The sequence below is a fragment of the Streptomyces beijiangensis genome (genome assembly GCF_017315755.1).
Lineage (GTDB): Bacteria > Actinomycetota > Actinomycetes > Streptomycetales > Streptomycetaceae > Streptomyces > Streptomyces beijiangensis.
This window is the reverse complement of record NZ_JAFLRJ010000092.1, coordinates 1-24,974: the sequence shown is the minus strand read 5'-3', so window position 1 is coordinate 24,974 and position 24,974 is coordinate 1. Positions and strand designations below refer to the sequence as shown.

Below are 24,974 nucleotides of genomic sequence, written 5' to 3'. Positions count from 1 at the left end.
CCCCGCCACCGGCCGTTTCGCGCTCACCTTCAGCGGCGGGGACTCCGCGGGTGCGCACTTCTACGTCACCTCGGCCAACCGCACGGACGGCCCGTGGACGTACACCACCGAGGCCGGGAAGAAGATCTCCGACACCTGGAACGCGGCCTATTCCAAGGGCAGCTACGACCTGACCGCTCATGGCCCGAACGGCTTCCTGCGCACCTTCAAGGGTCCCGGCTCCACCGCGGGCCCCGAGGTGACCGCACGCCACTCCGCCACCGCCTGCAGCGTCGAGCTGACCCTGACGAACGCGGGGACCGCCGCCGTCAACCTCAAGATCACCAATGCCTACGGCGGGGCGTCGCAGACCGTCAAGGTGCCCGCGGGCGGCAAGGTCGTCCGCACGGTGGACCTGGCCCGCACACAGCGCTGGTACGACCTGACCGTCGTCTCCGACAAGGACGCCGGCTTCCTGCGCCGCCTCGCCGGCCATGTCGAGAACGGCCGGCCGGGCGTCAGCGACCCGGCGATCATCACCGGCTGACCGCAGCCGACCGACCACGGCCGACTGACTGTTTCAAGACCTCGCAGGTCAGGGCCTTGTTACTGGTGTTGACAACGGTCACCAGTGCAGCCTTTGCCGATCGTCGCCCGGTGCGCTTCACTTCGGTTGCCGGAGTGTGCCGGAGCAGACGACCGACGGGGAGCAGCGCCATGGCCGAGGAGCACAACCACGAACACGGCGGCCACTCCCACGGGGTGGCCGCCGACGCGGACCGGCGCTGGCTGGCCTCCGCGCTCGCGCTCATCACCGGATTCATGGCCGTCGAGGTGGTCGTCGGCATCGTCGCCGGCTCCCTCGCGCTGATCTCCGACGCGGCGCACATGCTCACCGACGCCGCCTCGATCGTGCTGGCCCTGATCGCCATGCGGCTGGCCGCCCGCCCGGCGCGCGGCGGCTTCACGTACGGCCTCAAACGTGCCGAGATCCTCTCCGCGCAGGCCAACGGCCTGACCCTGCTCCTCCTTGCCGCCTGGCTGGGTTACGAGGCCGTGAGCCGGATCATCGACCCGCCCAGGGTGGCGGGCGGCCTCGTGCTGGTCACCGCGCTCGCCGGGATCGTCGTCAACATCGCCGCGGCCTGGTGCCTCTCGAAGGCGAACCGCACCTCGCTCAATGTCGAGGGCGCGTACCAGCACATCCTCAACGACCTGTTCGCCTTCATCGGCACCGCCGTGGCCGGACTCGTCGTCGTACTCACCGGATTCGCCCGCGCGGACGCCATCGCCACCCTCGCCGTCGTCGTCCTGATGGTCAGGGCGGGTTACGGACTGGTCCGCGACTCCGGGCGGATCTTCCTGGAGGCCTCACCCACCGACCTCGACCCGGACGCGATCGGCGACCGGCTGGTGGGCAACCCGGCCGTCGCCGAGGTGCACGACCTCCACGTCTGGGCGATCACCTCGGGGCAGCCCGCACTCTCCGCGCACATCCTGGTCGACCCGGGCGGCGACTGCCACGCCGTACGCCGTGACCTGGAGAAGGTCCTCAGCCACGACTACCGGATCGACCACACCACGCTCCAGGTCGACCACACCACCGAACCGGCCCTCGCCCACTGCGGCGACCCGCACGGCCCCGTCCACCGGGACGCACCGCACGACCACTGACGCGATGTCAGGCGCGCAGCTTGCGCGCCGCCATCCACGCGTACACCAGCACGCCCGCGAACAGGAACAGCACTCCCTGGTAGACCGCCTGGTAGCCGGAGCCCGCGACCAGCCACATCGAGAAGGCGAAGGCGAGGACCGCGAGGACCGCGTCGCGGGTCAGCCTGGCGCGGTTGACCCGCTGGGTCTGGCCCGAGGCCAGGAAGAAGATCTGGGCGGCCGTCGCCAGGAGGTAGGGGACGGTCGCCATGAAAGTGGTGACCAGGACGAGGATCTCGAAGACGCCCGAGGAGCCCGCCGCGTAGTTGTAGACGGTCAGCGAGGAGGCGAGGACCACCGTCACGAGGACGCCGACCGTCGGGACGCCGCGCCGCTTGTGTGCGAAGACCTTCGGGAACAGGCCGTCCTTGGCCGCCGCGTACGGCGTCTGGGCGCTCAGCAGCGTCCAGCCGTTGAGGGCGCCGACCATCGAGATCAGCGCGGCGTACGCCACCGCCGTGCCACCCCAGGAGCCGCCGAACATCGCGTTGACGGAGTCGGAGAAGGGCGCCGTGGAGGTCACCAGGGTGTCGTGGGCGACCGTACCGAAGACCGAGAGCGTGCCGAGCAGGTAGATCACGGCCGCGCCCAGCGTCCCGATGATCGTCGCGCGGCCGACGTTGCGGCGCGGGTCGCGGACCTCGCCGGCGCTGACGGCCGCCGACTCCACGCCCAGATAGCTGAAGAGCAGGATCGCGGCCGAGGCGGAGACCGCGCCGATCGCGGAGGAGTCACTGGCCTGGAAGGGGCCCAGGTTCGCCGGGTCGAAGAAGAAGAGGCCGCCGACCGCGACGAGCAGGAGCGGGGCGAACTTCAGTACGGTGGAGACGAGTTGGACCCCGCCCACATAGCGGGTGCCCGCGAAGTTCGCGAGCGCGGGCAGCCACTGGATCACCAGGGCCGCCAGGCAGGCGGTCCACTTGTGGTCGTTCACCGGGATCAGGACGTCCAGATAGCCGACGGCCGCCACGGCGAGAGCCGCGTTCGAGACCCACGTGGTGATCCAGTACGACCAGGCTGCCAGGAAACCCGCGAAGTCACCGAAGGCCTCACGGGCGTAGACGTAGGGTCCGCCGGTCTCGGGGTGCTTCTCGGCCAGCCGCCCGAAGACCAGGGCGAGCGCGATCGCGCCGAACGTCAGGATCCCGAAGGCGACCAGCGCGATCGTGCCGTAGGGGGCGACCGATGCGGGGAGCAGGAAGATCCCGCCGCCGATGATGTTGCCGAGGACGAGGGCGCTGGCGACGGGCAGTCCGAACGTCCGGGCGTGCCTGCTCTGTCCGTCCGGTGCCGCTGGCGCCTCTGGTGCTGTCATGCGGGAAACGCTGCACCACTTCAGGCGGTTTTATCTGGTACGGCGCGTTCCGTCACCTGATGTGGTGGATCCAGGGGCACCTGCGGGCCCTCGCACTCGCGCAGCCAGCGGCGCAGCGTGCGGTGGATGTCCTCCGCACCGGTCTGCTCGCCCGGCGCTGACAGGTCGAGCGGAGAGAGCAGGAAGGGGTGCGACTGGTCGCCGCCCAGGCCGCCGTGCGAGCCGATCTGCTCCTCGAAGGCGTGCACCTCGCCGGTGAGCGGGTCGTACATCGAGTTGACCATGACATCGGCGACGTGCGGGAAGGAGTCCGTGCGGCGCACCGCGTCGGCCGCTCCCGTCCCGAAGTGTTTCAACGGGCCTGTGTGGTCGGCCAGTTCGGCCACCGGGACCTCTGCGCCGCCCGCCGCCAGGACGACGGAGCCGTGCTGTTCGCTCCGTACGAGAAGGAAGCCGATGCCCGGATGGTTGGCGAGGGTGGACAGCAGCGCCGGATGGCGGCGGTCCAGCTGTTCGCGGGTCATCCGCTCCGGCACGTCGGGGAAGGAGATCAGGCCGAGGTTGCCGGAGGCGAGGACGACCGGGTCGGATTCCGGGCCGGGCCGTGTCTCCTCCCCCTCCAGGACCGGCCGGTGCAGGACGACGCGCACCGCGTCCCGCGCCTCGGCCCCGCTCCTGGTGCGCTGCGCCCTGCGGGGCACCGGCAGCCCGCTGCCCGCCCTGACGAGGTCCTTGAGCGTGAGGCCGTACGCGCCCTGGAAGGTCTCGCCGGGGCTCTGCCCGTGGTCCGAGAGCAGCACGATCCGGTATCTGCGCGGGGTGTGCTCGGCGACCGTGGCGAGCAGCGCCAGGGAGCGGTCGAGGCGCTGGAGGACCTTTTCGGCGTCCCCGCCGTACGGGCCGCTGTGGTGCGCGACCTCGTCGTAGGCCACCAGGTCGGCGTAGACGGCGGTGCGACCGGCGAACATGTCCCCTATCACCGCCGTGACGACGACGTCCCGCTCCACGACGGTCGCGAACGCCCTGATGAGGGGGTAGAGGCCGCCGCGCTTGATCCGGGGGCTGTCCTTGCGGAGCCGCGAGCGGGTCGACTGGCCGATCTCGCGGCCGACTTCGGCGACGAAGGACATGGCGGTGCGGACGGCGTTCGCAGGGTCGGCGAAGTACGCGAAGTAGCCCGCCCGCGAGCGGTTGTGCCGGTCGCGGCGCGCCGCCTTGGAGAGCACCAGGGCGAGCTGGTCGGCGCCGCCACTGAAGAGGTTCCCGCGGCTCGCGCCGTCCAGGGTCAGCAGCCCGCCGTCCCCGGTCCGTTCGATGGCGCGGCGCTGCAACTCGGCCGCGCTCGCGGGCCGGTTGGAGACCATGAGCTCGCCGGTGTCCTTCTCGTACCAGCGGAATGCGGGCACATCGTGGTTGGAGCCGTGCAGGATGCCGAGCTGACTGGCGCCGGTCTGGCTGGACCAGTCGGTACGCCAGGCGTCCAGCCGGTGGGTGGCGCCGATCCAGGACGCGACCGTCGGCATCAGCCCCTCCTCCACCGCCCGCAGCAGCACCGCGTGGCCCACGCCGTCGAGCTGGAGGAAGACCGTGCCGGGTCCGCCGCTGTGGCCGCCGTCCTCGCCGCTTCTCCTGCGCCGCCGGTCCGCCAGGCGCGAGAGCCTGCGCCGGTAGGCGTCGTCGTCGCGGACGGCGAGGGCCGCGCCAGTGGCCGAGGCGACGGCGGACATCACGGCGGCGACCACGACCGCGGTCTCCGCGTTCGCCTCGCCTCGCCCGTCGGGGATCAGGCTCAGCGCGAGCAGCAGCAGCGAGCCGTTGAGGAAGAAGACGAGCAGACCGAGGACGAGGGCGGGGACGAGCAGCAGGGCTCGTACGACCAGCGGCCACACCAGCGCGGTCAGCAGCCCGAAGGCCCCGGCGCCCCAGCCCGCGGTCATGGCGACCCTGGTGAGGCTGTCGCCGTCGTCGGACTCCAGCTGGAAGTCGGGCAGGATCCCGGCGAGGGCGAGCATGGTCAGGGTGGACACCGCCCACACCACGATCACCCGCAGAACCGCACTGCCCGCCCTGCGCCATCTCCTCTGCTCCACGCTGCTCAGCGTCTCATTGAAAGGAGGCCGCACCAGGACGCCTCGGCTGGGGGTCCGGGGGTTATCCCCCGGGAAGGCGCAGTACAGGGGGCTCAGCAGCCGTCGTAACCCGCCGTCGGCATGGAGAGACGGCGGTGGATGCTGGCCTTCATCCGGGTGTTGTACTCGGGCTCGTCGAGGCCGGCCGTCTCCAGCCGTACGCCGCGGCGCCCGCACTCCTCCGTGAAGGCGCTCACCGAGGTCAGCGCCCGCTGCAGGACGCGGTCGTTGGGGGCGACGAAGATGTCGATGTCGCCCGCGTCGACATCCGCCCACAGGGCGCTGTGATCGGGGCGCAGGCCGTACATGAGCAGCTGCCGGGTGACGGCGTAACCGTTCTCGGCGGCCCAACGCGCGCACATCGCGTGCTGGCTGCGGGTGTCCACGAGGAACGGGTCGAGGTCGAGCTCCTCCAGAGGAGTCAGGCTGGCGATCGCCGCCACTCGTACGTCACCCATGGTCATCGGCCCCCGGAGCTCGATCGGTCCGGCCGACCCTACTCCCCCCTCACGGAGGCGCCGAGTACCCACAGGAGTGGCAGATCTTCCAGCCGTCCTGGGTGACCGCCAGAACTCCTCCGCAGCGCGGACACTGCGCCGAGTGCATGGCCATCGGTCCCGCCTCCCAACCTTTTGCCGGACGGCTACCCAGCACCTGCCGGGCGCATGCCGGTGCCGGGCCCGACCGGAACGACCCGTTGTTCACAGGTCGTGGCGCATAGGGTCGGGGCGAGAGGCGACAGCGAGGAGGCGGCACGTGGCGGTCGAGGTGACCTGGTGGGGACATGCCACCTGCACCGTCGAGGACTCCGGGGTCAGGGTGCTGACCGATCCGCTCTTCGTCCGCAGGCTGGCCCATCTGCGCCGCCGCCGCGGTGCGGTGCCGCCGCCGGAGGCCGCCGTCGCGGATGCCGTCCTCGTCTCTCATCTGCACGCGGACCATCTGCATCTGCCGTCACTGGCCAGGGTCGCGCCGGGCACCCGGCTGGTCGTGCCGCACGGCGCGGTACGGACGGTGCCGGGGCTGCGGCGGCTGGGGCTAGACATCACCGAGGTGACTGCGGGCGACGAGGTGCGGGTCGGCGGACTGCTGGTGCGCGCGGTGCCCGCGCACCACGACGGGCGCAGGCTGCCCGCAGGGCCGCACCGCTCGCCCGCCCTGGGTTACGTGATCGAGGGCGGGGCCAGGACGTACTTCGCCGGGGACACCGGTCTCTTCGACGCGATGGCGGACGCGGTGGGCGAGGTGGACGTGGCGCTGCTCCCGGTCGGCGGCTGGGGCCCCTTCCTCGGACACAGCCATCTGGACGCGCACCGGGCCGCCGAGGCCCTGGTGCGGCTCGCGCCGCGCTCGGCGGTGCCGGTGCACTACGGCACGTACTGGCCGATCGGGATGGACGGGGTGCGGCCGCACGAGTTCCACGCGCCGGGCGAGGAGTTCGTACGACAGGCGGGTCTGCTGGCGGCCGCGGTGACGGTGCACCGGCCGGCCCACGGCGAACGGGTCAGGCCGGAGGTGTACCCCGGATGATCCTCGCGGAGCTCGCGCGGGCCGTGCCGACCGAGGACACCCAGCAGGCCGTCGGCTATCCGTCGCTCTTCCTCCTGGTGGTCCTGGGATCCCTGGTACCTGTGGTTCCCACGGGAGCGCTGGTGAGTTCGGCGGCCGTGGTGGCCTTCCACCAGACGGACCCCTTCTCGCTGCTCGTCGTCTTCGGGGTGGCAGCTTTCGCCGCGTTCCTCGGGGACATCGGGCTGTACTGGCTGGGGCAGCGCGGGGTCCGCTCCAAGAACGGTTCGCGCTGGCTGGAGGCGCTGCGCAGGCGGGTGCCTCAGGAGCGTCTGGAGCAGGCGCAGAACAAGCTGGGCGACCACAAAGGGTCGGTCCTGGTGCTCTCCCGGCTGGTCCCGGCGGGCCGCATCCCGGTGATGCTGGCGTGCCTGCTGGGGAAGATGCCGCTGCGCACCTTCGCGCGCGGCGACATCCCGGCGTGCCTGGCCTGGGCGGCCGCGTACCAGCTGATCGGGATCCTCGGCGGCTCCCTCTTCGACGAGCCGTGGAAGGGCGTCGTGGTGGCGGTCGCGCTGACACTCGCGGTGAGCGGAGCGCCCGCCCTCTGGCGCAAGCTCCGCAGGGCGGCGGGCTAGCTCAGATCAGTTTCGAGGCGCCGACGGGGAGGTCCCACAGGTCCTCGCGCGGCCGCTCCGCCTTCTCCCACGCCTTGCGGACCCGGGTCAGCGGCTCCATGACCGGCTCGGCGGAGAGCAGGAACGTGCCCCAGTGCATGGGCGCCATCCGGCGCGCGTCCAGGTCCTGACAGGCCTCGACCGCCTCTTCGGGGTCCATGTGGACGGGCCCGAGCCACCAGCGCGGGTCGTACGCACCGATCGGGAGCAGCGCCAGGTCGATGCCGGGGTACCGGCTGCCGATCTCCTTGAACCAGCCGCCGTACCCGGTGTCGCCCGCGAAGTGGACGCGCCTGCCCTGCTGGTCGGTGAGGACCCAGCCGCCCCACAGGGAGCGGCAGGTGTCGGTGAGGGTGCGCTTGGACCAGTGGTGGGCGGGGACGAAGTCGAAGCGCACGATCGTGCTGTCGGGGGCCTGGATCTCGGCGGCCTCCCACCAGTCCAGCTCGGTGACCAGGGTGAAGCCGCGGCGCCTGCACCAGCGGCCAAGTCCCGCGGGGACGAAGAGCGGGGTGTCGCGCGGGAGGCGCCTGAGGGTGGGGGCGTCGAGATGGTCGTAGTGGTTGTGGCTGATGACCACCGCGTCGATGTGCGGCAGGTCCTCCCAGCGGACGCCGACGGGGGTGACCCTGGCCGGGGTGCCGAGGATTTTCCGCGACCAGACGGGGTCGGTGAGGACGGTGAGCCCGCCGATGCGCACCACCCAGCTGGCGTGGCCCGCCCAGGTGACGGCGACGGTCGTGGTGTCCACGGCGGGCAGCGGCCCTGGGGCGTACGGCAGCTGCGGGATGTCGCGCAGCCCCTCGGGGCCCGGCCGCATCGCGCCCTCGCGGGCGAGACGGGCCATGGCGCGTACACCCGGAAGGGGGGCGGTGAGGCGGTCGGTGAAGGACTTGGGCCAGCGTCGGACCTCGCCGAGGGGGCGCGTCCCGGTGAGCGGCCGCGTCGCCGGCTGGGGCCCGGCGAGTGTCCGCTCGGTCTGTTCCGTCATCGAGGGGGCTCCATTCGGTGGCGGTGCGGAGGTCATCGCAGTTCGTCGAGGGCCGATCCGAAAATGCTCAACGCTTCGATCACATGGGGCAATTCCAGTGGCTCCACTGCGGTGAGGGACTCCAGACGCTGCTCCTGGGTTGACCCGAGGAGCGGTCCTGTCGCGAACCGGACGCGCAGCGCGGCCAGATCGTCGCCGAAGCGGTGTCCGCCTGGGGCCGGGGCGCCGATCCGGCCGGAGAGGTGGTCCTCCAGTTCCATGGCGTCGGTGATGCCGCGCTCCGCTAGGCCTTTGGCGAGCGGGGAGAGGTCCGCGTAGAAGTGGCGGCCCGCCTGGGGCGGGCGGGCGAGCGCGCCCGAGGCGAGGACGGCGCGGTGGGCCGCCGCGGCCACCGCGCCGTTCAGGGCGGCGGCCCTGCGGGTGCGCGCGACGACAGGCTCGGGCTCGCCCAGGGCGTAAGCCGCGGCGTCCGCGACCGGGCCCGCGACCCGGGCGCCGACCGCGGTGAGGACGTCGAGGGTACGGGCCCTGCGGGCGGCTCCGTCGGCGGTGCGGGGGAAGCGGGCGACGGCCACGGGCCAGGCGGTGGGGGTGAGCGCCCCGGCGAGGTCCATGACGACCGTGACGTCGTCCGGGCACATCTCGGCGGGGCTGAGCAGCACGGTGTCGTGCGGGCGGTGCAGGGTGTCGCGCCAGGTCTCGTCGCTGATGATGTGCAGGCCCTCGGCGACGGCCGCCTCGCAGGCCTCATGGACGAGCTCGGGCGGGGCTACGGTCGCGGTGGGGTCGTCGACGACGGAGAGCAGCAGCAGACGCGGGTCGCCGCCCTCGGCGCGTACCCTGCGCACGGTCTCCAGGAGGGCGTACGGATCCGGTACGCCGCCGCACTCGGCCGGGGTCGGCACGTGGTAGGCGGGGCGGCCCAGGAGACGGGCCTGCGGGGTCCACCAGGCGGGGCACGGGCGGGGCAGCAGGATGTCCCCGCCGTCGGCGGCGAGCAGGGCGAACAGGAGCGAGCCCGCGCCGGGGGCGGACACGACGTCCTGCGGGTCGCAGTGCAGCCCGCGGCCTGCCCAGTAGCCGGCGGCGGCCTCGCGGATCGCTTCGGAGCCACCGGGCGGCTCGGGATCCGTGCGGGAGGCCGCGGCGGCGAGGACTGCGGCGAGTTCGGGAAGTACGGGCAGGCCCGGCTCGGGTGCGGGGGGACCGTACCGGACAGGGCCGCGGCTCTCGTGGGCCGATCTCGCCGTCCGCTGCATGCCTCTGCCTCCGGTGCTCGCCTGCACTGCGTACCCCAGAGCCCTTTATATGCACATTCGGGGGATCAGGCGAACCGGGTCAGCTCCTTCTCCAGGCCGTGCCCCTTCGAGGCGGCGACCGCTTCGGCGACCTCCGCGAGCCTGCGGTTGGAGCCCTGCGAGATCCGGCGCAGCAGCTGGAACGCCTCGGCCGCATCACAGCCGAGCACATGCATCACGATGCCGCTGGCCTGGTCGATGACGGGGCGGGAGCGCAGGGCGCTCTCCAGCTGGTCGACCTCGGCGAGGGCCGCGCGGTAGCGGCGCTCGCGGACCAGGCTCGCGACGGCCTGTTCGCCGAGTGCGGTGGCGGGGGCCAGGACCGCGGCCTCCAGGGCGCCGGCGCGGAAACTGTAGAGGCTGAGGGTGACCCCGATGCCCGCGCGGCCGAAGGGGAGAGTCACGGTGGACCGTACGCCGGACTCCAGGGCCACGGCCCGGTATTCGGGCCAGCGGTCCTCGTTCAGCAGGTCTTCCGTGTCCACCGGCTCACCGGTGGACAGCGCATCCGCGATGGGTCCTTCGCCGGATGCCAGCTGGACGGATGCGAGCGCGGCAAGGTCCGGGTGAGTGGCCGCGGCCCGGCGCTCCGCCGTACCGTCGGCGACGGTCACGACGGCTCCGCAGCAGGCCGTGGTGCACCGTACCGACTGTTCGGCGAGCTCAGTCAGTTTCCGTACGGTGGAGGCCGCTTCGGATCCTTGGTACTCGGTATCGGGCAGCATGGGGGCAGCCCTCCTTCCCTGCCCTTCGGCTTCCCCCGGCCTGTCCCGCAAAACAGCCTTACCAGCTAACTTTCTCCCCATGGCGCAGATGATGGATGAATTCGGCGGAGACTTGGCGGACTTCGTCAGACGGGTCGGAGAGCTGAGATCCGCGCGGGCCTTGCCCGCGCAGGAGCAGCAGACGGTGCTTGACGCCGCGCTCTTCGAACTGCAGCACGTGGCCGAGAACTTGTGGCCCCGGTACGAGCAGATCGCGACCGCGGCGCCGGGCGGCGTGGCGAACGCCGACCGGCAGGAGACGCGGCTGTTGAAGGCGCTGTTCCAGCGGACACCGCTGCCGGTGGTGCTGGTCGACCGCGAGACGGTCGTACGACGGATGAACTTCGCCGCGACGGGGCTCACCGATGTGCGCGCCGGATACGCGACGGGCCGCCCGCTGGCCGGGCTGCTGACACCGGGCGACCGGGCGGCCTTCCGCTCGCAGGCCGCCGCCGTTGCGCGCGGCGAGGGCGACCGGAGTCTGACCGTGCATCTGCAACAGCGGCCGGACGAACCGCTGCTGGCGACGCTGAGCGCGCTGCGTCCGCCGGACGAACCACAGCCGGCGGTACTGGTCGTCTTCCAGCCCGGACTCCCGCGCGGCGCCCTCGGAGCCGCCCCGGCGGGCCGCGGACGGCGGCCGCCGCTGCCCGATCTCACGGAGACGACCCGGCACGCGGAGCTGATGGACCTTCTCGACACGATGTCGACCGCGATGCTGAGCACGGATGCCGGTGACCGCGACGGAGTTCTGGAGGCCGCGTCGCGCGTCCTGCACGGGCGGTTCGCCGACTGGGTGGTCGCCGACGGCACCGGGCCGCTGCGGCGCACGGCCGTCCGCGGTCCTGAGGGGACCGAGGCCGCGGTCCTGCGCGAGGCGTTGCTCGCGCAGGACCCGGAGAGCTGTCCGCTGGTCTCGGAGGCCCACCGCGGCGGCTCGGCGAGCCTCCAGGTGCGCCCCGAGGACACCGAGGGCTTCGGACGCGACGGGGCGGGCTCGGCCGTGCTGGTGCGGGCCGATGTGACCTCGCTGCTGTGTGTGCCGCTGACCCTGCCGAGCGGCCCCGTACAGGGGGTCCTCACTCTTTTCCGTACGGGCGCCCGGCCGGCCTTCTCCATGGCCGAGGGACAGGCCATGGACGTGATGTCACGTCATGCGGCACTGGCTATGCGGCGTCCTTGAGCGGACGTACCCGATCGCGCTGGTCCAGCATCGCCTGATCCCGCAGCCGGGTGCAGCACCGCGTGATCAGCCGGGAGACGTGCATCTGCGATATCCCGAGGTCCTCGGCGATGCTGCTCTGCGTCATGTCGCGGAAGAACCGCATGTAGAGGATCTTCTTCTCCCGCTCCGGCAGGCGGCGCAGTGCGGGCCGCACCGCCTCACGGTCGATGACCACGTCGAGTGCGGCGTCGGGGCCGCCGAGCGAGTCCTGCAGCGAGTATCCGTCGCCGGCGCCGGGAAGTTCGGCGTCGAGGGAGAGCGCGCTGAAGCTGTCGAGGGCTTCGAGTCCTGCCTTGGCCTCCTCCTCGGTCATGCCCGCCCGTTCGGCGATCTCGGCGATCGTCGGGGAGCGGCTGATCGAGGTCTGGGCGAGCTCCTGGCGTGCCGTACGGACCCGGTTGCGCAGATCCTGGACCCGGCGCGGCACATGGAGGGTCCACATGTGGTCGCGGAAGTGCCGCTTGATCTCACCGGTGATGGTGGGGACGGCGAAGCTCTCGAACGCGGTGCCGTGCGCGGGGTCGTAACGGCTGACCGCCTTCACCAGGCCGAGCGCGGCCACCTGGCGGAGGTCCTCCAGGGCCTCGCCCCGGTTGCGGAAACGTCCGGCCAGCCGGTCTGCCATCGGCAGCCAGGCGTTGACCAGTTCCTGGCGCAGCGCATCGCGCTCGGGCCCCTCGGCCATCCCTGCCAGCCGGCGGAAGCGGGCGGCGGTGTCGGGTGCGTCGTGGTGCGAATGCCTCTTGGAGGCGGCGTGCGTACGCATTGGATTCCAGCTCCCTGCACAGTGCGGACGGGTGGATTCACCGCGGGAGGGAGTTCCGGCAACGCCAGGACACGCCCGGAGCGTCGGCATACCGCTCCCACGGACGTGCCTCCGGTCCGAAGCACGATGTCCGCCTGCCCCGGTCCATGCGGGGCAAACGCAAGTGCCCGTCCGCTGCGGGGTTTTGGCTGCTCGAAGCCAGGTACCCGAACCGGCGCTGCCGGACCCGGTACGCAACCCCGCTCCTCTGGAGGTCCGTTCATGAGCACCGATGTCGCCGATGTGATCCTTGCGCGACTGCGCGAATGGGGCGTGGAGTGCGTCTTCGGCTACCCGGGCGACGGGATCAACGGGCTGCTTGCGGCCTGGGGGCGCGCGGACGACCAGCCGCGCTTCATCCAGTCGCGCCACGAGGAGATGTCGGCCTTCCAGGCGGTCGGGTACGCCAAGTTCGGCAACCGGCTCGGGGTGTGCGCCGCGACCTCGGGTCCTGGCGCGATCCATCTGCTCAACGGCCTGTACGACGCCAAGCTGGACCATGTCCCGGTGCTCGCGATCGTGGGGCAGACGCACCGCTCGGCGATGGGCGGCTCGTATCAGCAGGAAGTCGATCTGCACTCGCTCTTCAAGGACGTCGCCTCGGAGTTCCTGGAGACGGTGACCGTGCCCGAGCAGCTGCCGAACGTCATCGACCGGGCGATCCGTACCGCGTACGCGCGCCGGTGCCCGACCGCGATCATCGTCCCCGCCGACGTCCAGGAGCTGGCGTACTCCGCGCCCACGCACGACTTCAAGATGGTGCCCTCCAGCATCGACCGCACCAGCTGGACGGCGATGCCGTCGCCGGACGCGCTGGAGCGGGCCGCCGAGGTGCTCAACTCCGGTGACAAGGTGGCGATCCTGGTCGGTCAGGGCGCCGCGGGTGCGCGCGCCGAGGTCCAGGAGGTGGCCGAGCTGCTGGGCGCCGGGGTGGCGAAGGCGCTGCTCGGCAAGGACGCGCTCGGGGACGAACTCCCGTATGTCACCGGCTCGATCGGGCTCCTCGGCACCCGGCCCTCGTACGAGATGATGCGCGACTGCGACACCCTGCTCACCATCGGCTCCAGCTTCCCCTACTCGCAGTTCCTGCCGGAGTACGGCAAGGCGCGGGCCGTCCAGATCGACATCGACCCGCACATGATCGGGATGCGCTATCCGTACGAGGTGAACCTGGTCGGCGACGCCCGTGCCACCCTGCGCGGGCTGCTCCCGCTGCTGCGGCGCAACGAGGCGCGCGACTGGCAGGACGAGATCTCCGCCTCCGTGAACCGCTGGGAGGACGTCATGGAGCGCCGTGCCGGTCTCTCGGCGGATCCCATCAACCCCGAGTACGTCGCCAGGACGCTGTCCCCGCTGCTGCCCGACCGGGCGATCGTCACCTCCGACTCGGGTTCGGTCGCCAACTGGTATGCCCGGCACATCCGGCTGCGGCCGGGGATGAACGGCTCGCTGTCGGGGACGCTCGCCACGATGGGCTGCGGTGTCCCGTACGCCATCGGCGCGAAGTTCGCGCACCCGGACCGTCCGGCGATCGCGCTGGTGGGGGACGGTGCGATGCAGATGAACGGCATGGCGGAGCTGATCACCGCTGCCAAGTACTACCAGCGGTGGGAGGATCCGCGGCTGGTGATCGGCGTCTGGAACAACCGGGACCTCAACCAGGTCACCTGGGAGATGCGCGCGATGGGCGGCGCACCCTCCTTCCTCGCCTCGCAGTCGCTGCCCGACGTGTCGTACGCGGCGATCGCCGAATCGGTCGGCCTGGAGGGCATCCGGGTCGAGAAGCCGGAGGCGGTGGAGGCGGCCTGGCAGGCGGCGCTCGGCGCGGACCGGCCCGTGGTCGTCGAGTTCGTCACCGATCCCGCCGTACCGCCGATTCCTCCGCACGCCACCTGGCAGCAGATGGAGTCGACCGCGAAAGCGGTGCTCAAGGGCGACGCGGACCGGGTGGCGATGGTCAGGCAGGGATTCAAGGCGAAGGTCCAGGAGTTCCTGCCGGGGGACCGTGGCCAGCGGTGAACGCTTCCCGGGCGCATCCGGCATGACCTGCCGCTGAACGGGTACTTCGGCAAGGTCACATCGGTCCAGAGGTGAGGCGGAAGCGATGGCAACGTTGGTGAGGGATGTCATGACGGCGGGTGTCGCCGCCGTACGGCCCGACGCCTCACTCGTCGAAGCGGCTCAGCTGATGCGCGCGCAGGACATCGGCGGTGTGCTGGTCGCCCTGGACGACCGGCTGATCGGGGTGCTCACCGACCGGGACATCACGCTGCGCGCGGTGGCGGACGGCGTGGATCCGCTGACCGTCAGCGCCCAGTCGGTGTGCACCACCGTGCTGGTCTGCGTCGGCCCCGACGACGAGGTGGAGACCGCGATCACGCTGATGCGCAAACACGCGGTGCGGCGGCTGCCGGTCGTGGAGGACGGCCGGCCGCTGGGCGTGGTGAGCCTGGGCGATATCGCACGTGACCGGGACCCCGAGTCCGCGCTCGGCGCGATCAGCAGGGCGGCGCCCGACCAGGCGTGAGGGATGCGTGGGAAACCTCTCACGGCCACGCCGACGGCATACCTCGGCCGCCGCGGGAGAGGCTGACGACCATGTCCACCAACGTCTCGGCGGCGGCCTGGCTCAGCAGGCAGGACCGCTCGCTCTTCCATTTCGCGGCGCGCCGGCACTGGCCGGGCGCCGAGCGCGTACTGCCCGGGCTCAGCAGGGGCGCCAACCACGGGGTGCTCTGGCTCGGGGCCGCGGCCGGCATCGCCGCTTTCGGCGGCTCCACCCGCGCCCGCCGGGCCGCCGTGCGGGGGATCGCCTCACTGGCGGTGGCCTCCGCCGTGACCAACACCGTCGCCAAGGGCGCGGTCCGCAGATCCCGGCCGATACTGGACGCCGTCCCTGTGATGCGGCAGCTCAAGCGCCAGCCGGGCACCACCTCCTTCCCCTCCGGCCACGCCGCTTCGGCAGCGGCCTTCGCGACCGGTGTCGCGCTGGAGTCCAGGGGCTGGGGCGCCGTGGTCGCCCCGGTCGCGGTCTCGGTGGCCGCGTCCCGGATCTACACGGGGGTGCACTACCCGAGCGATGTGCTGATCGGTGCGGCGCTGGGGGTGGGTGCCGCCTTCGCCGTACGAGGACTCGTACCGACCCGTGACCAGCTGCCCGCACCGGGCCGCCCGCACACCGAAGCCCCGAAGCTGCCCGCCGGCCAGGACCTGGTGGTCGTCGTCAACAGGGCGTCGGGGTCGGCGACGGCGAAGGCCGCGCTCGTACGGGACGCGCTGCCGGCCGCCGAGATCGTGGAGTGCGCGCCGGAGGACGTGACCGCGGCCCTGGAGAAGGCCGCCAAGCGCGGCCGGGCGCTCGGCATCTGCGGCGGCGACGGAACGGTCAACCGGGCCGCGGTGGTCGCCGCCCGGGAGGGCAAGCCCCTCGCGGTGTTCCCCGGTGGCACGCTCAACCACTTCGCGTACGACATCGGGATCGAGGACGTCCACGACACCTGCCGGGCACTGGCGTCGGGCGACGCGGTCAAGGTGGACCTGGGGCGCTTCTCCCCCGGACCCGACGGCAGCGGGCACGGCTACTTCCTCAATACCTTCAGCCTGGGCGTCTACCCCGAGATGGTGCGGGTGCGCGAGCACTGGTCGCCGCGGATCGGGGGCTGGCCCGCCGGTGTCCTCGCCGCGGTGAAGACGCTCGTCGACGAGCGACCGCTGGAGGCCGAACTGCGCGGCAAGCGCGTCGCGCTGTGGATGCTCTTCGCGGGCAACTGCATGTATCAGCGGATGGGGCCGACGCCCGGACGCCGGTTCGACCTGGCCGACGGTCTGCTCGATGTGCGGGTGGTGCGCGGCGGCCGGCTGCCCGGCCTGCGGCTGCTGGCCGCCGCACTCGCGGGACCGCTCTCCCGCTCGCCCGTCCACGCGGCCGAACGGCTGCGCCGGGTGCGGATCGCGGGTCTTGCGCCGGGCACCTCGCTGGCGTACGACGGCGAAGTCGCCGACGCTCCCTCCGAGCTGACCATCGACAAGGACATCGAGGCGCTCACGGTGTACCGGCCGCTTCCACTGTAGCCGTAGCGGCAGTCGGCGCGTCCGTGATGTCGAGGAACACCTGGTCGGCCTCCGGCCAGGTGTTCTGTATGGAGCTCCGGATCCGCATCGAGACCTGCTCCAGGTGCTCGCTGTCGAGTCCGGGCACCAGGTCGATACGGGCGGCCACGAGCGTGGAGTCCATCCCGAGCCGCATCGTGAGCAGCGAGGCCACCTCGTCGATCTCGGGCTGCTCCCTGAGCAACTCCTCGATGCGGGCGCGCAGTTCGGGGTCGGCCGCCTCGCCGATGAGCTGGTCGCGGGCGTCCTTGCCGAGCCGGTAGGCGACGTACACCAGCAGCACCCCGATGGCGAGTGACGCCGAGGCCTCCCAGACGATCTGCCCCGTCACCATGTGCAGGGCCATGCCGGCCATGGCGACGAGCACCCCGAGCACCGCCGTGGCGTCCTCGGCGATGACGGTGCGCAGCGCCGGGTCCTTGCCCACCCCGCCCTCCTGCCCGCGCACCTGGAGGAGGGCGCGGGAGAGCGAGACGCCCTCGGCGAGCAGGGCGACGAACAGGACGGCCAGGCCCGCTATGTAACCGCCGCTGGATTCCTCGTGGTTGCCGCCGCGCAGCGCCTCGACGCCCTGCAGGACCGAGAAGCAGCCGCCCATGACGAAGATGCCGACGGCGGCGAGCAGCGACCAGAAGAAGCGCTCCTTCCCGTAGCCGAAGGGGTGCTTGCGGTCCGCGGGCTTGCGGCTGCGGCGCAGGGCGGCCAGCAGGAAGACCTCGTTGACGCTGTCGGCGACCGAGTGGGCCGCCTCGGAGAGCAGCGCGGGTGATCCGGCGAACACTCCGCCGACCGCCTTGGCGACGGCGATGACGAGATTCGCGGCGAGTGCGATCAGTACGGTGATGCGCGTTTTGCGGTCGGTCGTGGTTTCGCTCACATCAACTCTCAGTGCTCAGCAGCCGGACGGCCGCGGCGACGGTTCCGGCGTCGATTCCCGCCGCGGCGAGCTGCTCATCGGGGGTCGCCGATCCCGGCATGTTCCGTACGGCGAGACGGACCAGGCGCGGTGCGGGGCGGCCGTCCGCGAAGGCCTCAGCGACCGCGTCACCGACGCCGCCCTCCGGACGGTGGTCCTCCACGGTGACCAGACAGCCGGTCTCGTGCGCCGCCTCCCGCAGGGTCTCCGCGTCCACGGGCTTGACCGAGTAGAGGTCGATCACCCGCACCTCGATGCCCTCCGCGGCCAGGATTCCGGCGGCGCGCAGACACTCGTGGACGGTGTCGCCCGCGCCGATCAGGGTCGCCACGTCGTCGTTCCCCGAGCGCAGCACCTTGCTGCCGCCGATCGGGAACTCCTCGTCGGGGGCGTAGATCACCGGGGTGCCGCCCCGGCTCGTACGGAGATAGCGGATGCCCCGCGCCCCGGCCATTCCGGCCACCAGCGCGGCCGTCTGCGGTGCGTCACAGGGGCAGAGGACCGTGGATCCGTGCACCGAGCGGAACATCGCCAGGTCCTCCAGGCCCATCTGGGACGGGCCGTCCTGGCCGATGGCGACGCCCGAGTGCGAGCCCACCAGGTTCAGGTCGGCGCCGCTGATCGCCGCCATGCGGACGAAGTCGTACGCCCTGGTCAGGAAGGCGGCGAAGGTGCAGGCGAAGGGCGTGTAGCCGCGCGCCTGGAGACCGACGGCGGCCGCGACCAGCTGCTGTTCGGCGATGTAGCACTCGAAGTAGCGGTCCGGGTGCTCCTTCGCGAAGAGCTCCGTGCGCGTCGAGTCGCCGACCTCGCCGTCCAGCGCGACGACATCGCCGTACGCCGTCCCGAGCGCGGTGAGAGCCTGCCCGTAGGCATCGCGCGTGGCGACGCTCTCCCCCACCTCGTAGCGGGGCAGCGCGAGATGGCCGCTGCGGTCCTTGTGGGGCGCGCGTGTCTCCGCCGGCTTCGTCACGTCGACCCGGGCGAACCGCAGACCGCCCAGCTCGGCGACGGCCGCTTCCGCGTCCGGCAGCGGTTTGCCGTGCATGCCCTCGCGGTCCTCGACGGCGGCGACACCGCGGCCCTTGCGGGTGCCCGCGATGATCGCGGTCGGCCGGCCCTGGGTGGCGCGGGCCTCCGTGTACGCCGCGTCGATCGCCCCGACGTCATGGCCGTCGATCTCGACGGTGTGCCAGCCGAAGCCGCGCAGCCTGCGGCCGTACGCCGCCAGATCGCGCTGGTGGCGGGTGGGGCCGCGCTGGCCGAGCCGGTTGACGTCGATGATCAGGGTGAGGTTGTCGAGGTTCTCGTACGCCGCGTGCTCGACGGCCTCCCAGACGGAGCCCTCCGCCATCTCGCTGTCGCCGCTCAACACCCAGACGCGGTACGGGATCCGGTCGAGGCGTTTGCCCGCGAGCGCCATCCCTACGCCGACGGGAAGCCCCTGGCCGAGGGAGCCCGTCGCCACGTCCACCCAGGGGATGCGTGGTGTCGGGTGGCCTTCGAGGCGGCTGCCACTGCGGCGGAAGGTGAGCAGTTCGTCGTCGTCGATGGCGCCGGCCGCCCGGTACATGGCGTACAGCAGCGGCGACGCGTGCCCCTTGGAGAGGACGAAGCGGTCGTTGCCCGGGTGGTCAGGACGGTCGAAGTCATAGCTGAGGTGGTGGGTGAGGAGGACGGCGGCGAGGTCGGCCGCCGACATGGAGGAGGTGGGGTGGCCGGATCCGGCCGCGTCCGCCGCCCGTACGGCGTCGACGCGCAACTGCTGCCCCAGCTCGGCGATTTCGATGTGCTCGGTCTGGTCCTTGATGCTCATCTCAGTCCTTTTCCGGGGCTCCGGGAACCCGTGCCTGCTCGGGCGCCTCGCTGTCCAGCGGCACCGACCAGGAGCGCACCAGGCCCAACTGGACGGCCTGGCGCGGCAGTACCGCCTCCAGCATCCAGTCGGCCGCGACACGCACCCGGTTACCCGGCATGGCGGCGAGGTGGTAGCCGCGCGTCAACGCGCCGGCGAGCGGTCCGGAGAGCGGCACGCCCAGCGGGTTGGCGGCGGCCTGCACCCCGCCGAGGTCCACCACGAAGCCCAGGTCGTTGTGTTTGTACGTATGGCGCGCGCCGAATCCGAGGGACGCGGCGACATTGCGGCCGGCCACCTTTCCCTGGCGGCCCGCGTGCTGCGCGGTCATCGGCGTGAACTCCCCGGGCCTGGTCAGGTCGGGGACGGCGGCCGCGTCCCCGCAGGCGAAGATCTCGGGGTGGCCGGGGACGTTCAGCTGCGGATCGACGAGGAGCCGTCCGCGCTCGACGGGCAGACCGACGTCCGAGACGAGCGGATCGGGGCGTACGCCCACGCACCAGACCAGGGTCCGCGTTTCGATGAACTCGCCGTCGTCCAGGAGGACCCCGTCCGGGGTGGCCTCCTTGACGGACGTGCCGGTGCGCACGTCCACGCCGCGCCGGCGCAGTACCCGGTCGGCGGTCGTCGAGAGGCGCCGGTCGAGCTCGGGCAGCAGCCGGTCCGCGATGTCCAGGAGCAGCCAGCGCGGCTCCTTCCGGCCCTGCCTGCCGGGCTGTTTGCGTACCAGCGCATCGGTGAACAGCTTTCCCTGCGCGACGACTTCGGTGCCGGTGTACCCGGCGCCCACGACCACGAAGGTGCGGCGCGCGTCGTACTCGCGCGGGTCCTCGCACCCGGCGGCCAGCTCGATCTGGCGGGTGATGTGGTCGCGGAGGTAGAGCGCCTCGGGGAGCCCGCGGAAGCCGTGGGCGTGCTCGGCGACCCCGGGGACCGGCAGCAGTTTGTTGACGCTGCCGACGGCGAGGACGAGGCGGTCGTACTCCAAGGTGCCGGTGTCGCCCTCGGGCCCTGTGTAGCGCACCTGGCGGGCTTCCAGGTCGACGCCGTCGGCCTCGCCCAGGACCAGCCGGACCTTCGGCAGGCTGCCGGGCAGCGAGACGGTGACCCGGCGCGGCTCCAGGATTCCGGCGGCGACCTGCGGCAGCAGCGGCAGGTAGAGGAAGTAGTCGGTCGGATTGAGCAGGACGATCTCGGCCTTGTCCCGGACGAGCCTGGAGAGAGTGCGGGCGGTTTCGAAGCCGGCGAATCCGGCTCCTACGACAACGACGCGCGGTCGGTTCACGTTCGACTCCGGGTGACGGTTTGGGGTCGTACGGTCGGACTTGCCGCGTGCCCGGGGCAACGCTCGCCAAACACCGTGCCGGGCGGGTTTCCGGACGTGCGGGCGCGGTAACCCGGACCTCAGCATCTTCTAGCGTCTGGCGATCGAGCCATGAAGCCTCAGCATCCCCAAATTCCCCTGGAACAGCTCACGGTATCCGCGTACACCGTCCCCACCGACGCCCCCGAGGCGGACGGGACCTCCACCTGGGACACCACAAAAGTGGTGGTCGTCGAGGCGCGGTCGGGGACGACGTACGGCATCGGCTGGACGTACGCGCCGCTGTCCGCCGGAGCGCTCGCCGAGGAGCAGCTGGCGCCCGCGGTGCTGGGCTCGGACGTCCTGGACATCGCCGCGCTGCACGAGGCGATGTGCTGCGCGGTGCGTCCCGTCGGGCGGGCCGGCATCGCCTCCTGCGCGATCTCCGCGGTGGACCTGGCACTGTGGGACCTCAAGGCGCGTGTTCTCGGTCTGCCGCTGGTACGGCTCCTCGGCGCGGCCAGGACCTCCGTGCCGGTCTACGGCAGTGGCGGATTCACCACGTACCACGACTCCCATCTCGCCTCCCAGCTCAACGGCTGGGTGCACGGCCAGTCCATCCCCCGCGTCAAGATCAAGATCGGGGAGTTCAGGGGCCGGTCGGTCCCGCGCGATCTGGAGCGGGTGCGTCTGGCGCGTGACGTCGTCGGCAGACACGCCGAGCTGTACGTCGACGCGAGCGGCGGCTACCACCGCAAGCAGGCCGTGCGGGTGGGACGGGAGCTCGCCGCACAGGGCGTCGGCTGGTTCGAGCAGCCGGTCGACCCCGACGACCTGGCGGGCCTGCGGCTGGTGCGCGACGCCGTGACCTGCGATGTGGCGGCGGGTGCGCACGTCTACGGTCTTCCGCAGTTCGCCCGGCTGGTGAGCGGCGGGGCGGTCGACTGCCTGCAGATCGACGCGACGCGCTGCGGCGGACTCACGGAGTTCCTGCGCGTGGCCGTGGTCGCCCAGGCGCACGGTCTGGAGGTCTCGGCGACCGGCGCCCCGCACGCGCATGTGCACGGGGCCGCGGCCGTCCCCAACCTCCGCCATCTGGAGTGGTTCCACGACCACGCCAGGGTCGAGTCGATGTTCTTCGACGGCGTGCTGGATCCGACGGGCGGCACGGTGACACCCGGAGACTCACCGGGGAACGGTCTGTCACTGCGCCACGATGCCGTCGAGCCCTACCGCATCGCCTGAGGACACCTGGAAGGTGATCGTCTCCCCCGCCGCCGGCAGATGCAGCCTCTCGCTCAGACCGGCCTCGGCGAACGCGTCGACGACGGTGTCCGGGCCCTGGCTGAAGTGCCCCCAGTGCCCGAAATGCAGCGGTACGACATGGCGTGCGCCCAGGATCCGAGCGGCCTCGGCGGCCGCCGCGCTGGGCAGGGTGAGATAGGCGTCGCCCAGCAGCGGGGTCCGCGCGCCCCCGGCGAAGAGGACAGCGACGTCGACCGGGCCGAAGCGCCCGGCGACCTCACGGACCACGTCGAGCGAGGCGTTGTCCCCGCTGACGTACACGGTGGGCAGCCCTTCACCCCGCAGCACGAAGCCGGTGAGATGGTCGGTGCCGTCCGGCCCGTGCTGGGCGCGGACGCCGGTGACGCGCACCGCGCCGATCTCGTACGTCTCCCCGTTGGGCAGCGCCGTGACCGAAGGCCCCAGACGCTCGCGCGCCGCCGCCGTGGAAAGCGCCAGGGGGACCCGGCCGAGGTACGCGCGGCCCGCCCGGTCGAGGTTGTCGGGGTGCTGGTCGTGCGAGAGCAGTACGGCGCCGACCGCTCCGGTCTCGTCCGCGGTGAGCGCGGGGCCCGCCGTCTTCACGAGCCTGCGGTCGCCCATCGGATAGTCACCGGGGGCGTCGAAGGTGGGGTCGGTGAGCAGGCGTACGCCACCGCCGACGGATCTTGTTCCCGCAGCTCGGCCCCCGGAACGCATTGTCCGCATTGCGAGATGGGGATCTCATATTCTGGCCGACGGTCGTAAAGTGACCACATCGCAACGGGAGTTCACCGAAAGGAATCCGGTCATGTCGAAGGAGACCGCCGTATACACGCACGGCCACCACGAGTCCGTGCTGCGCTCGCACACCTGGCGCACCGCGGCCAACTCGGCGGCGTACCTGCTCGGCGAGCTGAAGCCCCATATGAAGATCCTGGACATCGGCTGCGGCCCCGGCACCATCACCGCCGACCTGGCCGAGCTGGTCCCCCAGGGCCATGTCACCGGCGTGGACATCGCGGCCGGGATCGTCGGGCAGGCGCAGGCGCTGGCCGCCGAACGCGGCCTGGACAACACGGACTTCGCCGTTGCGGACATCCACGCGCTGGACTATCCGGACGACACCTTCTGTGTGGTCCACGCGCATCAGGTGCTGCAGCACGTGGGCGATCCGGTGCAGGCGCTGCGCGAGATGCGCAGGGTGACCAAGCCGGGCGGCATCATCGCGGTACGCGACTCGGACTACGGCGCCTTCACCTGGTTCCCCGGGTCCCCGGTGCTGGACGCCTGGCTGGAGCTGTACCGCATGGTCGCCCGCGCCAACGGCGGCGAGCCCGACGCCGGGCGCAGGCTGCTGTCGTGGGCACGGGCGGCCGGCCTGGAGGACATCAGGGCGACCGCGGCGACCTGGGTGTTCGCCACCCCCGACGAGCGGGCGTGGTGGGGCGGCCTGTGGGCGGACCGTACGACCGCGTCGGTCTACGCACAGCTGGCGGTCGACGGCGGTCACACGACCACGGGCCGGCTCGACGAGATCGCCGCCGCCTGGCGCACCTGGGCGGCCGACGACGACGCGTGGTTCATGGTCCCGCACGGCGAGATCCTCTGCCGCGTCTGACACCCCCGGCGGGGCCCCGGTCCGCCCGGTTTCGATCACGCGGACCGGACCCGCCAACTACCCTTGTCCGCATGGAGATTCTTGGCACCACGCTGCGCATCTGCGTCGACGACCTAGAGACTTCGGTGTCCTTCTACGAGCGCCTCACCGGCGCCCGCGCCCTGCGCTTCGAACGCGGCGGCGTCTCGGTCGCCGCAGTCAGCTGCTTCCTCCTGATGAGCGGCCCCGAATCGGAGCTGGAGATCCTCCGCAAGGTGGCGGCGACGATCGCGGTCAAGGACGTCGACGAAGCCCACGCCACCCTCACCGGCGTCGGCGCACGTATCCTCGCGGGCCCGGTCCCGACGCCGGTGGGCCGCAATCTGATCGCGGTGCACCCGGACGGATCGGTCTTCGAGTACGTCGACAGGAAGGCGCCCACCGCATGAGCGACCTCATCACGCTCCACCGCCGCGTCATGGAGACCACCACGGGGGTCGTCGCCGCGGTCCGCCCCGGCCAACTCGCGCTCCCCACCCCCTGCGGGGAGTGGAACCTGTCGCAGCTGCTCGCCCATATGACCGGCCAGAACCACGGTTTCGCGGCGGTGGCCAGGGGCGAGCGCTCCGACGCCTCGGTCTTCGCCGACCGTCCGGTGGACGAGGACCCGGCCGCCGGATTCGCCGCGTCTGCCGCCGACGTACTCACCGCCTTCGCGGAACCCGGCGTCCTGGAACGCGGCTTCTGGCTGCCCGAGATCCGCGACGGCATCACGCTGCCCGGCCGGATCGCGGTCGGTTTCCACTTCATCGACTACGTGGTCCACGGCTGGGACGTCGCTGCCTCACTCGGCGTGCCGATCACCTTCGACGCCGAAGTCCTCGCGGCGGGCGTCCCGATCGCCGAGGCGGTCCCCGACGACACCTCCCGCAAGGCGGCGGGTGCCGCCTTCGCCCCCGGGCTCGACAGCACGCCGGACGCGGCCCCCTTCGACCGGATCCTGCGCCTGCTCGGACGCGACCCCGGCTGGAGCTGACGCCTGGTCAGGACCCCGGACGCATACGGAATTCGTACGCCTGCGGCAGTGGCTCCTCGGAGATTCTGGACCACATGTCGCCCAGGACCTCGGCCCCCTCCCGGAGGTCCGCGACCTCGAAGCCCTCTTCGAAGATCGCGCGCACTCTGTCGATGTCCCCCTCGGCCAGGAGGAGTTGGGCCTCAACGAAGCGGAAACGGCCTCGCTCCCTGACGGGCTGCCTGAGGCGTTCGAAGACCGAACGGGCCTCGGCGGGGCGCTTCACGGCGAGGAGTGCCTCGATCGCCTCGCGGCCGAGCGCCGCGGTGACCGCCGTCCAGACGGCTGCCTCGCGGCGCTCCTCGCAGAGGTCGTCGAAGGCCGCGGCGTAGCGGTCGGCGGCGCGTCCCGGGTTCCCCTCGCACTGGTCGGCGACCGCCAGGCAGCGGAGCAATGGCCAGCGGGACGGGGCACCTGGGGGTCTGGGGGCTCGCCCCCGGAAAGAGG

Annotated in this window: 23 protein-coding genes and 1 pseudogene; 12 read left to right on the top strand and 12 right to left on the bottom strand. The window is 71.9% G+C overall.

What is annotated here, in order from left to right; all coding sequences use genetic code 11:
* Positions 1-526: phospholipase domain-containing protein (locus tag J0695_RS10345; RefSeq protein WP_206961604.1), on the top strand; the 526-nt coding region annotated here is incomplete at its 5' end.
* 170 nt (positions 527-696) lie between these two features.
* Positions 697-1,653: a cation diffusion facilitator family transporter gene (locus tag J0695_RS10340; RefSeq protein WP_206961603.1), complete on the top strand. Its 957-nt coding sequence runs from the start codon at positions 697-699 to the stop codon at positions 1,651-1,653.
* Between the two features lie 7 nt (positions 1,654-1,660).
* Here the strand turns inward: J0695_RS10340 and J0695_RS10335 are convergent, their stop codons facing one another.
* The 3 genes from J0695_RS10335 to J0695_RS10325 all read right to left on the bottom strand — a co-directional run bounded on the left by J0695_RS10335 (position 1,661) and on the right by J0695_RS10325 (position 5,594).
* Positions 1,661-3,007 carry an amino acid permease gene (locus J0695_RS10335; RefSeq protein ID WP_206961602.1) on the bottom strand — a complete coding sequence of 449 codons (1,347 nt, stop codon included), beginning with the start codon at positions 3,005-3,007 and terminating at the stop codon, positions 1,661-1,663.
* A gap of 20 nt (positions 3,008-3,027) precedes the next feature.
* Positions 3,028-5,097, bottom strand: a complete 2,070-nt coding sequence (locus tag J0695_RS10330) for a phage holin family protein (protein WP_206961601.1) — start codon at positions 5,095-5,097, stop codon at positions 3,028-3,030.
* Positions 5,098-5,189: 92 nt separating this feature from the next.
* On the bottom strand, positions 5,190-5,594 hold the full coding sequence (locus J0695_RS10325) for a recombinase family protein (RefSeq protein WP_206961600.1): 405 nt from the start codon (positions 5,592-5,594) through the stop codon (positions 5,190-5,192).
* A 298-nt stretch (positions 5,595-5,892) separates the two neighbouring features.
* Between J0695_RS10325 and J0695_RS10320 the strand changes: the two genes are divergently transcribed.
* Both J0695_RS10320 and J0695_RS10315 read left to right on the top strand, forming a co-directional pair.
* Positions 5,893-6,666, top strand: a complete 774-nt coding sequence (locus J0695_RS10320) for an MBL fold metallo-hydrolase (RefSeq protein ID WP_206961599.1) — start codon at positions 5,893-5,895, stop codon at positions 6,664-6,666.
* The gene (locus J0695_RS10315) at positions 6,663-7,283 is read left to right on the top strand and encodes a DedA family protein (RefSeq protein WP_206961598.1); all 621 of its coding nucleotides are present in this window, start codon (positions 6,663-6,665) and stop codon (positions 7,281-7,283) included. Before J0695_RS10320 ends, J0695_RS10315 begins: the two co-directional genes overlap by 4 nt.
* A gap of 1 nt (position 7,284) precedes the next feature.
* Here the strand turns inward: J0695_RS10315 and J0695_RS10310 are convergent, their stop codons facing one another.
* The 3 genes from J0695_RS10310 to J0695_RS10300 all read right to left on the bottom strand — a co-directional run bounded on the left by J0695_RS10310 (position 7,285) and on the right by J0695_RS10300 (position 10,336).
* Positions 7,285-8,313 (bottom strand): MBL fold metallo-hydrolase, encoded by a 1,029-nt coding sequence (locus J0695_RS10310; RefSeq protein WP_206961597.1) that lies wholly within the window; start codon positions 8,311-8,313, stop codon positions 7,285-7,287.
* Between the two features lie 32 nt (positions 8,314-8,345).
* Positions 8,346-9,572 (bottom strand): aminotransferase class I/II-fold pyridoxal phosphate-dependent enzyme, encoded by a 1,227-nt coding sequence (locus J0695_RS10305; RefSeq protein ID WP_206961596.1) that lies wholly within the window; start codon positions 9,570-9,572, stop codon positions 8,346-8,348.
* Positions 9,573-9,637: 65 nt separating this feature from the next.
* Entirely contained in the window at positions 9,638-10,336 is a 699-nt protein-coding gene (locus J0695_RS10300; RefSeq protein ID WP_206961595.1) for an ANTAR domain-containing response regulator, read from the bottom strand.
* Positions 10,337-10,415: 79 nt separating this feature from the next.
* On the opposite strand from J0695_RS10300, the gene J0695_RS10295 reads away from it, so the two are divergent.
* Positions 10,416-11,558, top strand: coding sequence for a PAS domain-containing protein (locus J0695_RS10295; protein ID WP_206961594.1), 1,143 nt, complete (start codon positions 10,416-10,418; stop codon positions 11,556-11,558).
* On the opposite strand, the gene J0695_RS10290 is transcribed toward J0695_RS10295, so the two are convergent.
* Positions 11,542-12,366: an RNA polymerase sigma factor SigF gene (locus tag J0695_RS10290; RefSeq protein ID WP_206961593.1), complete on the bottom strand. Its 825-nt coding sequence runs from the start codon at positions 12,364-12,366 to the stop codon at positions 11,542-11,544. The genes J0695_RS10295 and J0695_RS10290 overlap by 17 nt on opposite strands.
* 261 nt (positions 12,367-12,627) lie before the next feature.
* On the opposite strand from J0695_RS10290, the gene J0695_RS10285 reads away from it, so the two are divergent.
* The 3 genes from J0695_RS10285 (at position 12,628) to J0695_RS10275 (ending at position 16,476) form a co-directional block, all read left to right on the top strand.
* Positions 12,628-14,424 carry a thiamine pyrophosphate-requiring protein gene (locus J0695_RS10285; RefSeq protein ID WP_206961592.1) on the top strand — a complete coding sequence of 599 codons (1,797 nt, stop codon included), beginning with the start codon at positions 12,628-12,630 and terminating at the stop codon, positions 14,422-14,424.
* Positions 14,425-14,509: 85 nt separating this feature from the next.
* Entirely contained in the window at positions 14,510-14,932 is a 423-nt protein-coding gene (locus J0695_RS10280; RefSeq protein WP_206961591.1) for a CBS domain-containing protein, read from the top strand.
* 71 nt (positions 14,933-15,003) lie between these two features.
* Entirely contained in the window at positions 15,004-16,476 is a 1,473-nt protein-coding gene (locus J0695_RS10275) for a bifunctional phosphatase PAP2/diacylglycerol kinase family protein (RefSeq protein ID WP_206961590.1), read from the top strand.
* Here J0695_RS10275 and J0695_RS10270 read toward each other — a convergent pair.
* The 3 genes from J0695_RS10270 to J0695_RS10260 are packed head-to-tail and all read right to left on the bottom strand — an operon-like array spanning position 16,448 to position 20,571.
* On the bottom strand, positions 16,448-17,392 hold the full coding sequence (locus J0695_RS10270; protein WP_307798537.1) for a cation diffusion facilitator family transporter: 945 nt from the start codon (positions 17,390-17,392) through the stop codon (positions 16,448-16,450). The two genes, J0695_RS10275 and J0695_RS10270, sit on opposite strands and share 29 nt — an antisense overlap.
* Position 17,393: 1 nt before the next feature.
* A complete protein-coding gene (locus J0695_RS10265; RefSeq protein ID WP_206961589.1) occupies positions 17,394-19,247 on the bottom strand; it encodes a transketolase in 1,854 nt (617 codons plus the stop codon).
* A 1-nt stretch (position 19,248) separates the two neighbouring features.
* On the bottom strand, positions 19,249-20,571 hold the full coding sequence (locus J0695_RS10260) for an NAD(P)/FAD-dependent oxidoreductase (protein ID WP_206961588.1): 1,323 nt from the start codon (positions 20,569-20,571) through the stop codon (positions 19,249-19,251).
* A 150-nt stretch (positions 20,572-20,721) separates the two neighbouring features.
* On the opposite strand from J0695_RS10260, the gene J0695_RS10255 reads away from it, so the two are divergent.
* The gene (locus J0695_RS10255; protein WP_206961587.1) at positions 20,722-21,834 is read left to right on the top strand and encodes an enolase C-terminal domain-like protein; all 1,113 of its coding nucleotides are present in this window, start codon (positions 20,722-20,724) and stop codon (positions 21,832-21,834) included.
* Here J0695_RS10255 and J0695_RS10250 read toward each other — a convergent pair.
* The gene (locus J0695_RS10250) at positions 21,793-22,581 is read right to left on the bottom strand and encodes an MBL fold metallo-hydrolase (RefSeq protein ID WP_242552465.1); all 789 of its coding nucleotides are present in this window, start codon (positions 22,579-22,581) and stop codon (positions 21,793-21,795) included. The genes J0695_RS10255 and J0695_RS10250 overlap by 42 nt on opposite strands.
* 82 nt (positions 22,582-22,663) lie before the next feature.
* On the opposite strand from J0695_RS10250, the gene J0695_RS10245 reads away from it, so the two are divergent.
* The 3 genes from J0695_RS10245 to J0695_RS10235 all read left to right on the top strand — a co-directional run bounded on the left by J0695_RS10245 (position 22,664) and on the right by J0695_RS10235 (position 24,488).
* Positions 22,664-23,473 carry a methyltransferase domain-containing protein gene (locus J0695_RS10245; protein ID WP_206961586.1) on the top strand — a complete coding sequence of 270 codons (810 nt, stop codon included), beginning with the start codon at positions 22,664-22,666 and terminating at the stop codon, positions 23,471-23,473.
* Positions 23,474-23,544: 71 nt separating this feature from the next.
* Positions 23,545-23,901 carry a VOC family protein gene (locus J0695_RS10240; protein ID WP_206961585.1) on the top strand — a complete coding sequence of 119 codons (357 nt, stop codon included), beginning with the start codon at positions 23,545-23,547 and terminating at the stop codon, positions 23,899-23,901.
* Complete coding sequence (locus J0695_RS10235) at positions 23,898-24,488, top strand: TIGR03086 family metal-binding protein (protein ID WP_206961584.1); 591 nt, start codon at positions 23,898-23,900, stop codon at positions 24,486-24,488. Before J0695_RS10240 ends, J0695_RS10235 begins: the two co-directional genes overlap by 4 nt.
* Before the next feature lie 7 nt (positions 24,489-24,495).
* Here the strand turns inward: J0695_RS10235 and J0695_RS10230 are convergent.
* Positions 24,496-24,974: pseudogene (locus J0695_RS10230) on the bottom strand (DUF5107 domain-containing protein); the annotation flags it as partial.

Excerpts from the sequence above, each read along its gene's own strand:
- J0695_RS10340 (WP_206961603.1), top strand. The coding sequence starts at position 697 with ATGGCCGAGGAGCACAACCACGAACACGGCGGCCACTCCCACGGGGTG.
- J0695_RS10335 (WP_206961602.1), bottom strand. The coding sequence starts at position 3,007 with ATGACAGCACCAGAGGCGCCAGCGGCACCGGACGGACAGAGCAGGCAC.
- J0695_RS10325 (WP_206961600.1), bottom strand. The coding sequence starts at position 5,594 with ATGGGTGACGTACGAGTGGCGGCGATCGCCAGCCTGACTCCTCTGGAG.
- J0695_RS10315 (WP_206961598.1), top strand. The coding sequence starts at position 6,663 with ATGATCCTCGCGGAGCTCGCGCGGGCCGTGCCGACCGAGGACACCCAG.
- J0695_RS10310 (WP_206961597.1), bottom strand. The coding sequence starts at position 8,313 with ATGACGGAACAGACCGAGCGGACACTCGCCGGGCCCCAGCCGGCGACG.
- J0695_RS10305 (WP_206961596.1), bottom strand. The coding sequence starts at position 9,572 with ATGCAGCGGACGGCGAGATCGGCCCACGAGAGCCGCGGCCCTGTCCGG.
- J0695_RS10300 (WP_206961595.1), bottom strand. The coding sequence starts at position 10,336 with ATGCTGCCCGATACCGAGTACCAAGGATCCGAAGCGGCCTCCACCGTA.
- J0695_RS10295 (WP_206961594.1), top strand. The coding sequence starts at position 10,416 with ATGGCGCAGATGATGGATGAATTCGGCGGAGACTTGGCGGACTTCGTC.
- J0695_RS10290 (WP_206961593.1), bottom strand. The coding sequence starts at position 12,366 with ATGCGTACGCACGCCGCCTCCAAGAGGCATTCGCACCACGACGCACCC.
- J0695_RS10285 (WP_206961592.1), top strand. The coding sequence starts at position 12,628 with ATGAGCACCGATGTCGCCGATGTGATCCTTGCGCGACTGCGCGAATGG.
- J0695_RS10280 (WP_206961591.1), top strand. The coding sequence starts at position 14,510 with ATGGCAACGTTGGTGAGGGATGTCATGACGGCGGGTGTCGCCGCCGTA.
- J0695_RS10275 (WP_206961590.1), top strand. The coding sequence starts at position 15,004 with ATGTCCACCAACGTCTCGGCGGCGGCCTGGCTCAGCAGGCAGGACCGC.
- J0695_RS10265 (WP_206961589.1), bottom strand. The coding sequence starts at position 19,247 with ATGAGCATCAAGGACCAGACCGAGCACATCGAAATCGCCGAGCTGGGG.
- J0695_RS10255 (WP_206961587.1), top strand. The coding sequence starts at position 20,722 with ATGAAGCCTCAGCATCCCCAAATTCCCCTGGAACAGCTCACGGTATCC.
- J0695_RS10250 (WP_242552465.1), bottom strand. The coding sequence starts at position 22,581 with ATGCGGACAATGCGTTCCGGGGGCCGAGCTGCGGGAACAAGATCCGTC.
- J0695_RS10245 (WP_206961586.1), top strand. The coding sequence starts at position 22,664 with ATGTCGAAGGAGACCGCCGTATACACGCACGGCCACCACGAGTCCGTG.
- J0695_RS10240 (WP_206961585.1), top strand. The coding sequence starts at position 23,545 with ATGGAGATTCTTGGCACCACGCTGCGCATCTGCGTCGACGACCTAGAG.
- J0695_RS10235 (WP_206961584.1), top strand. The coding sequence starts at position 23,898 with ATGAGCGACCTCATCACGCTCCACCGCCGCGTCATGGAGACCACCACG.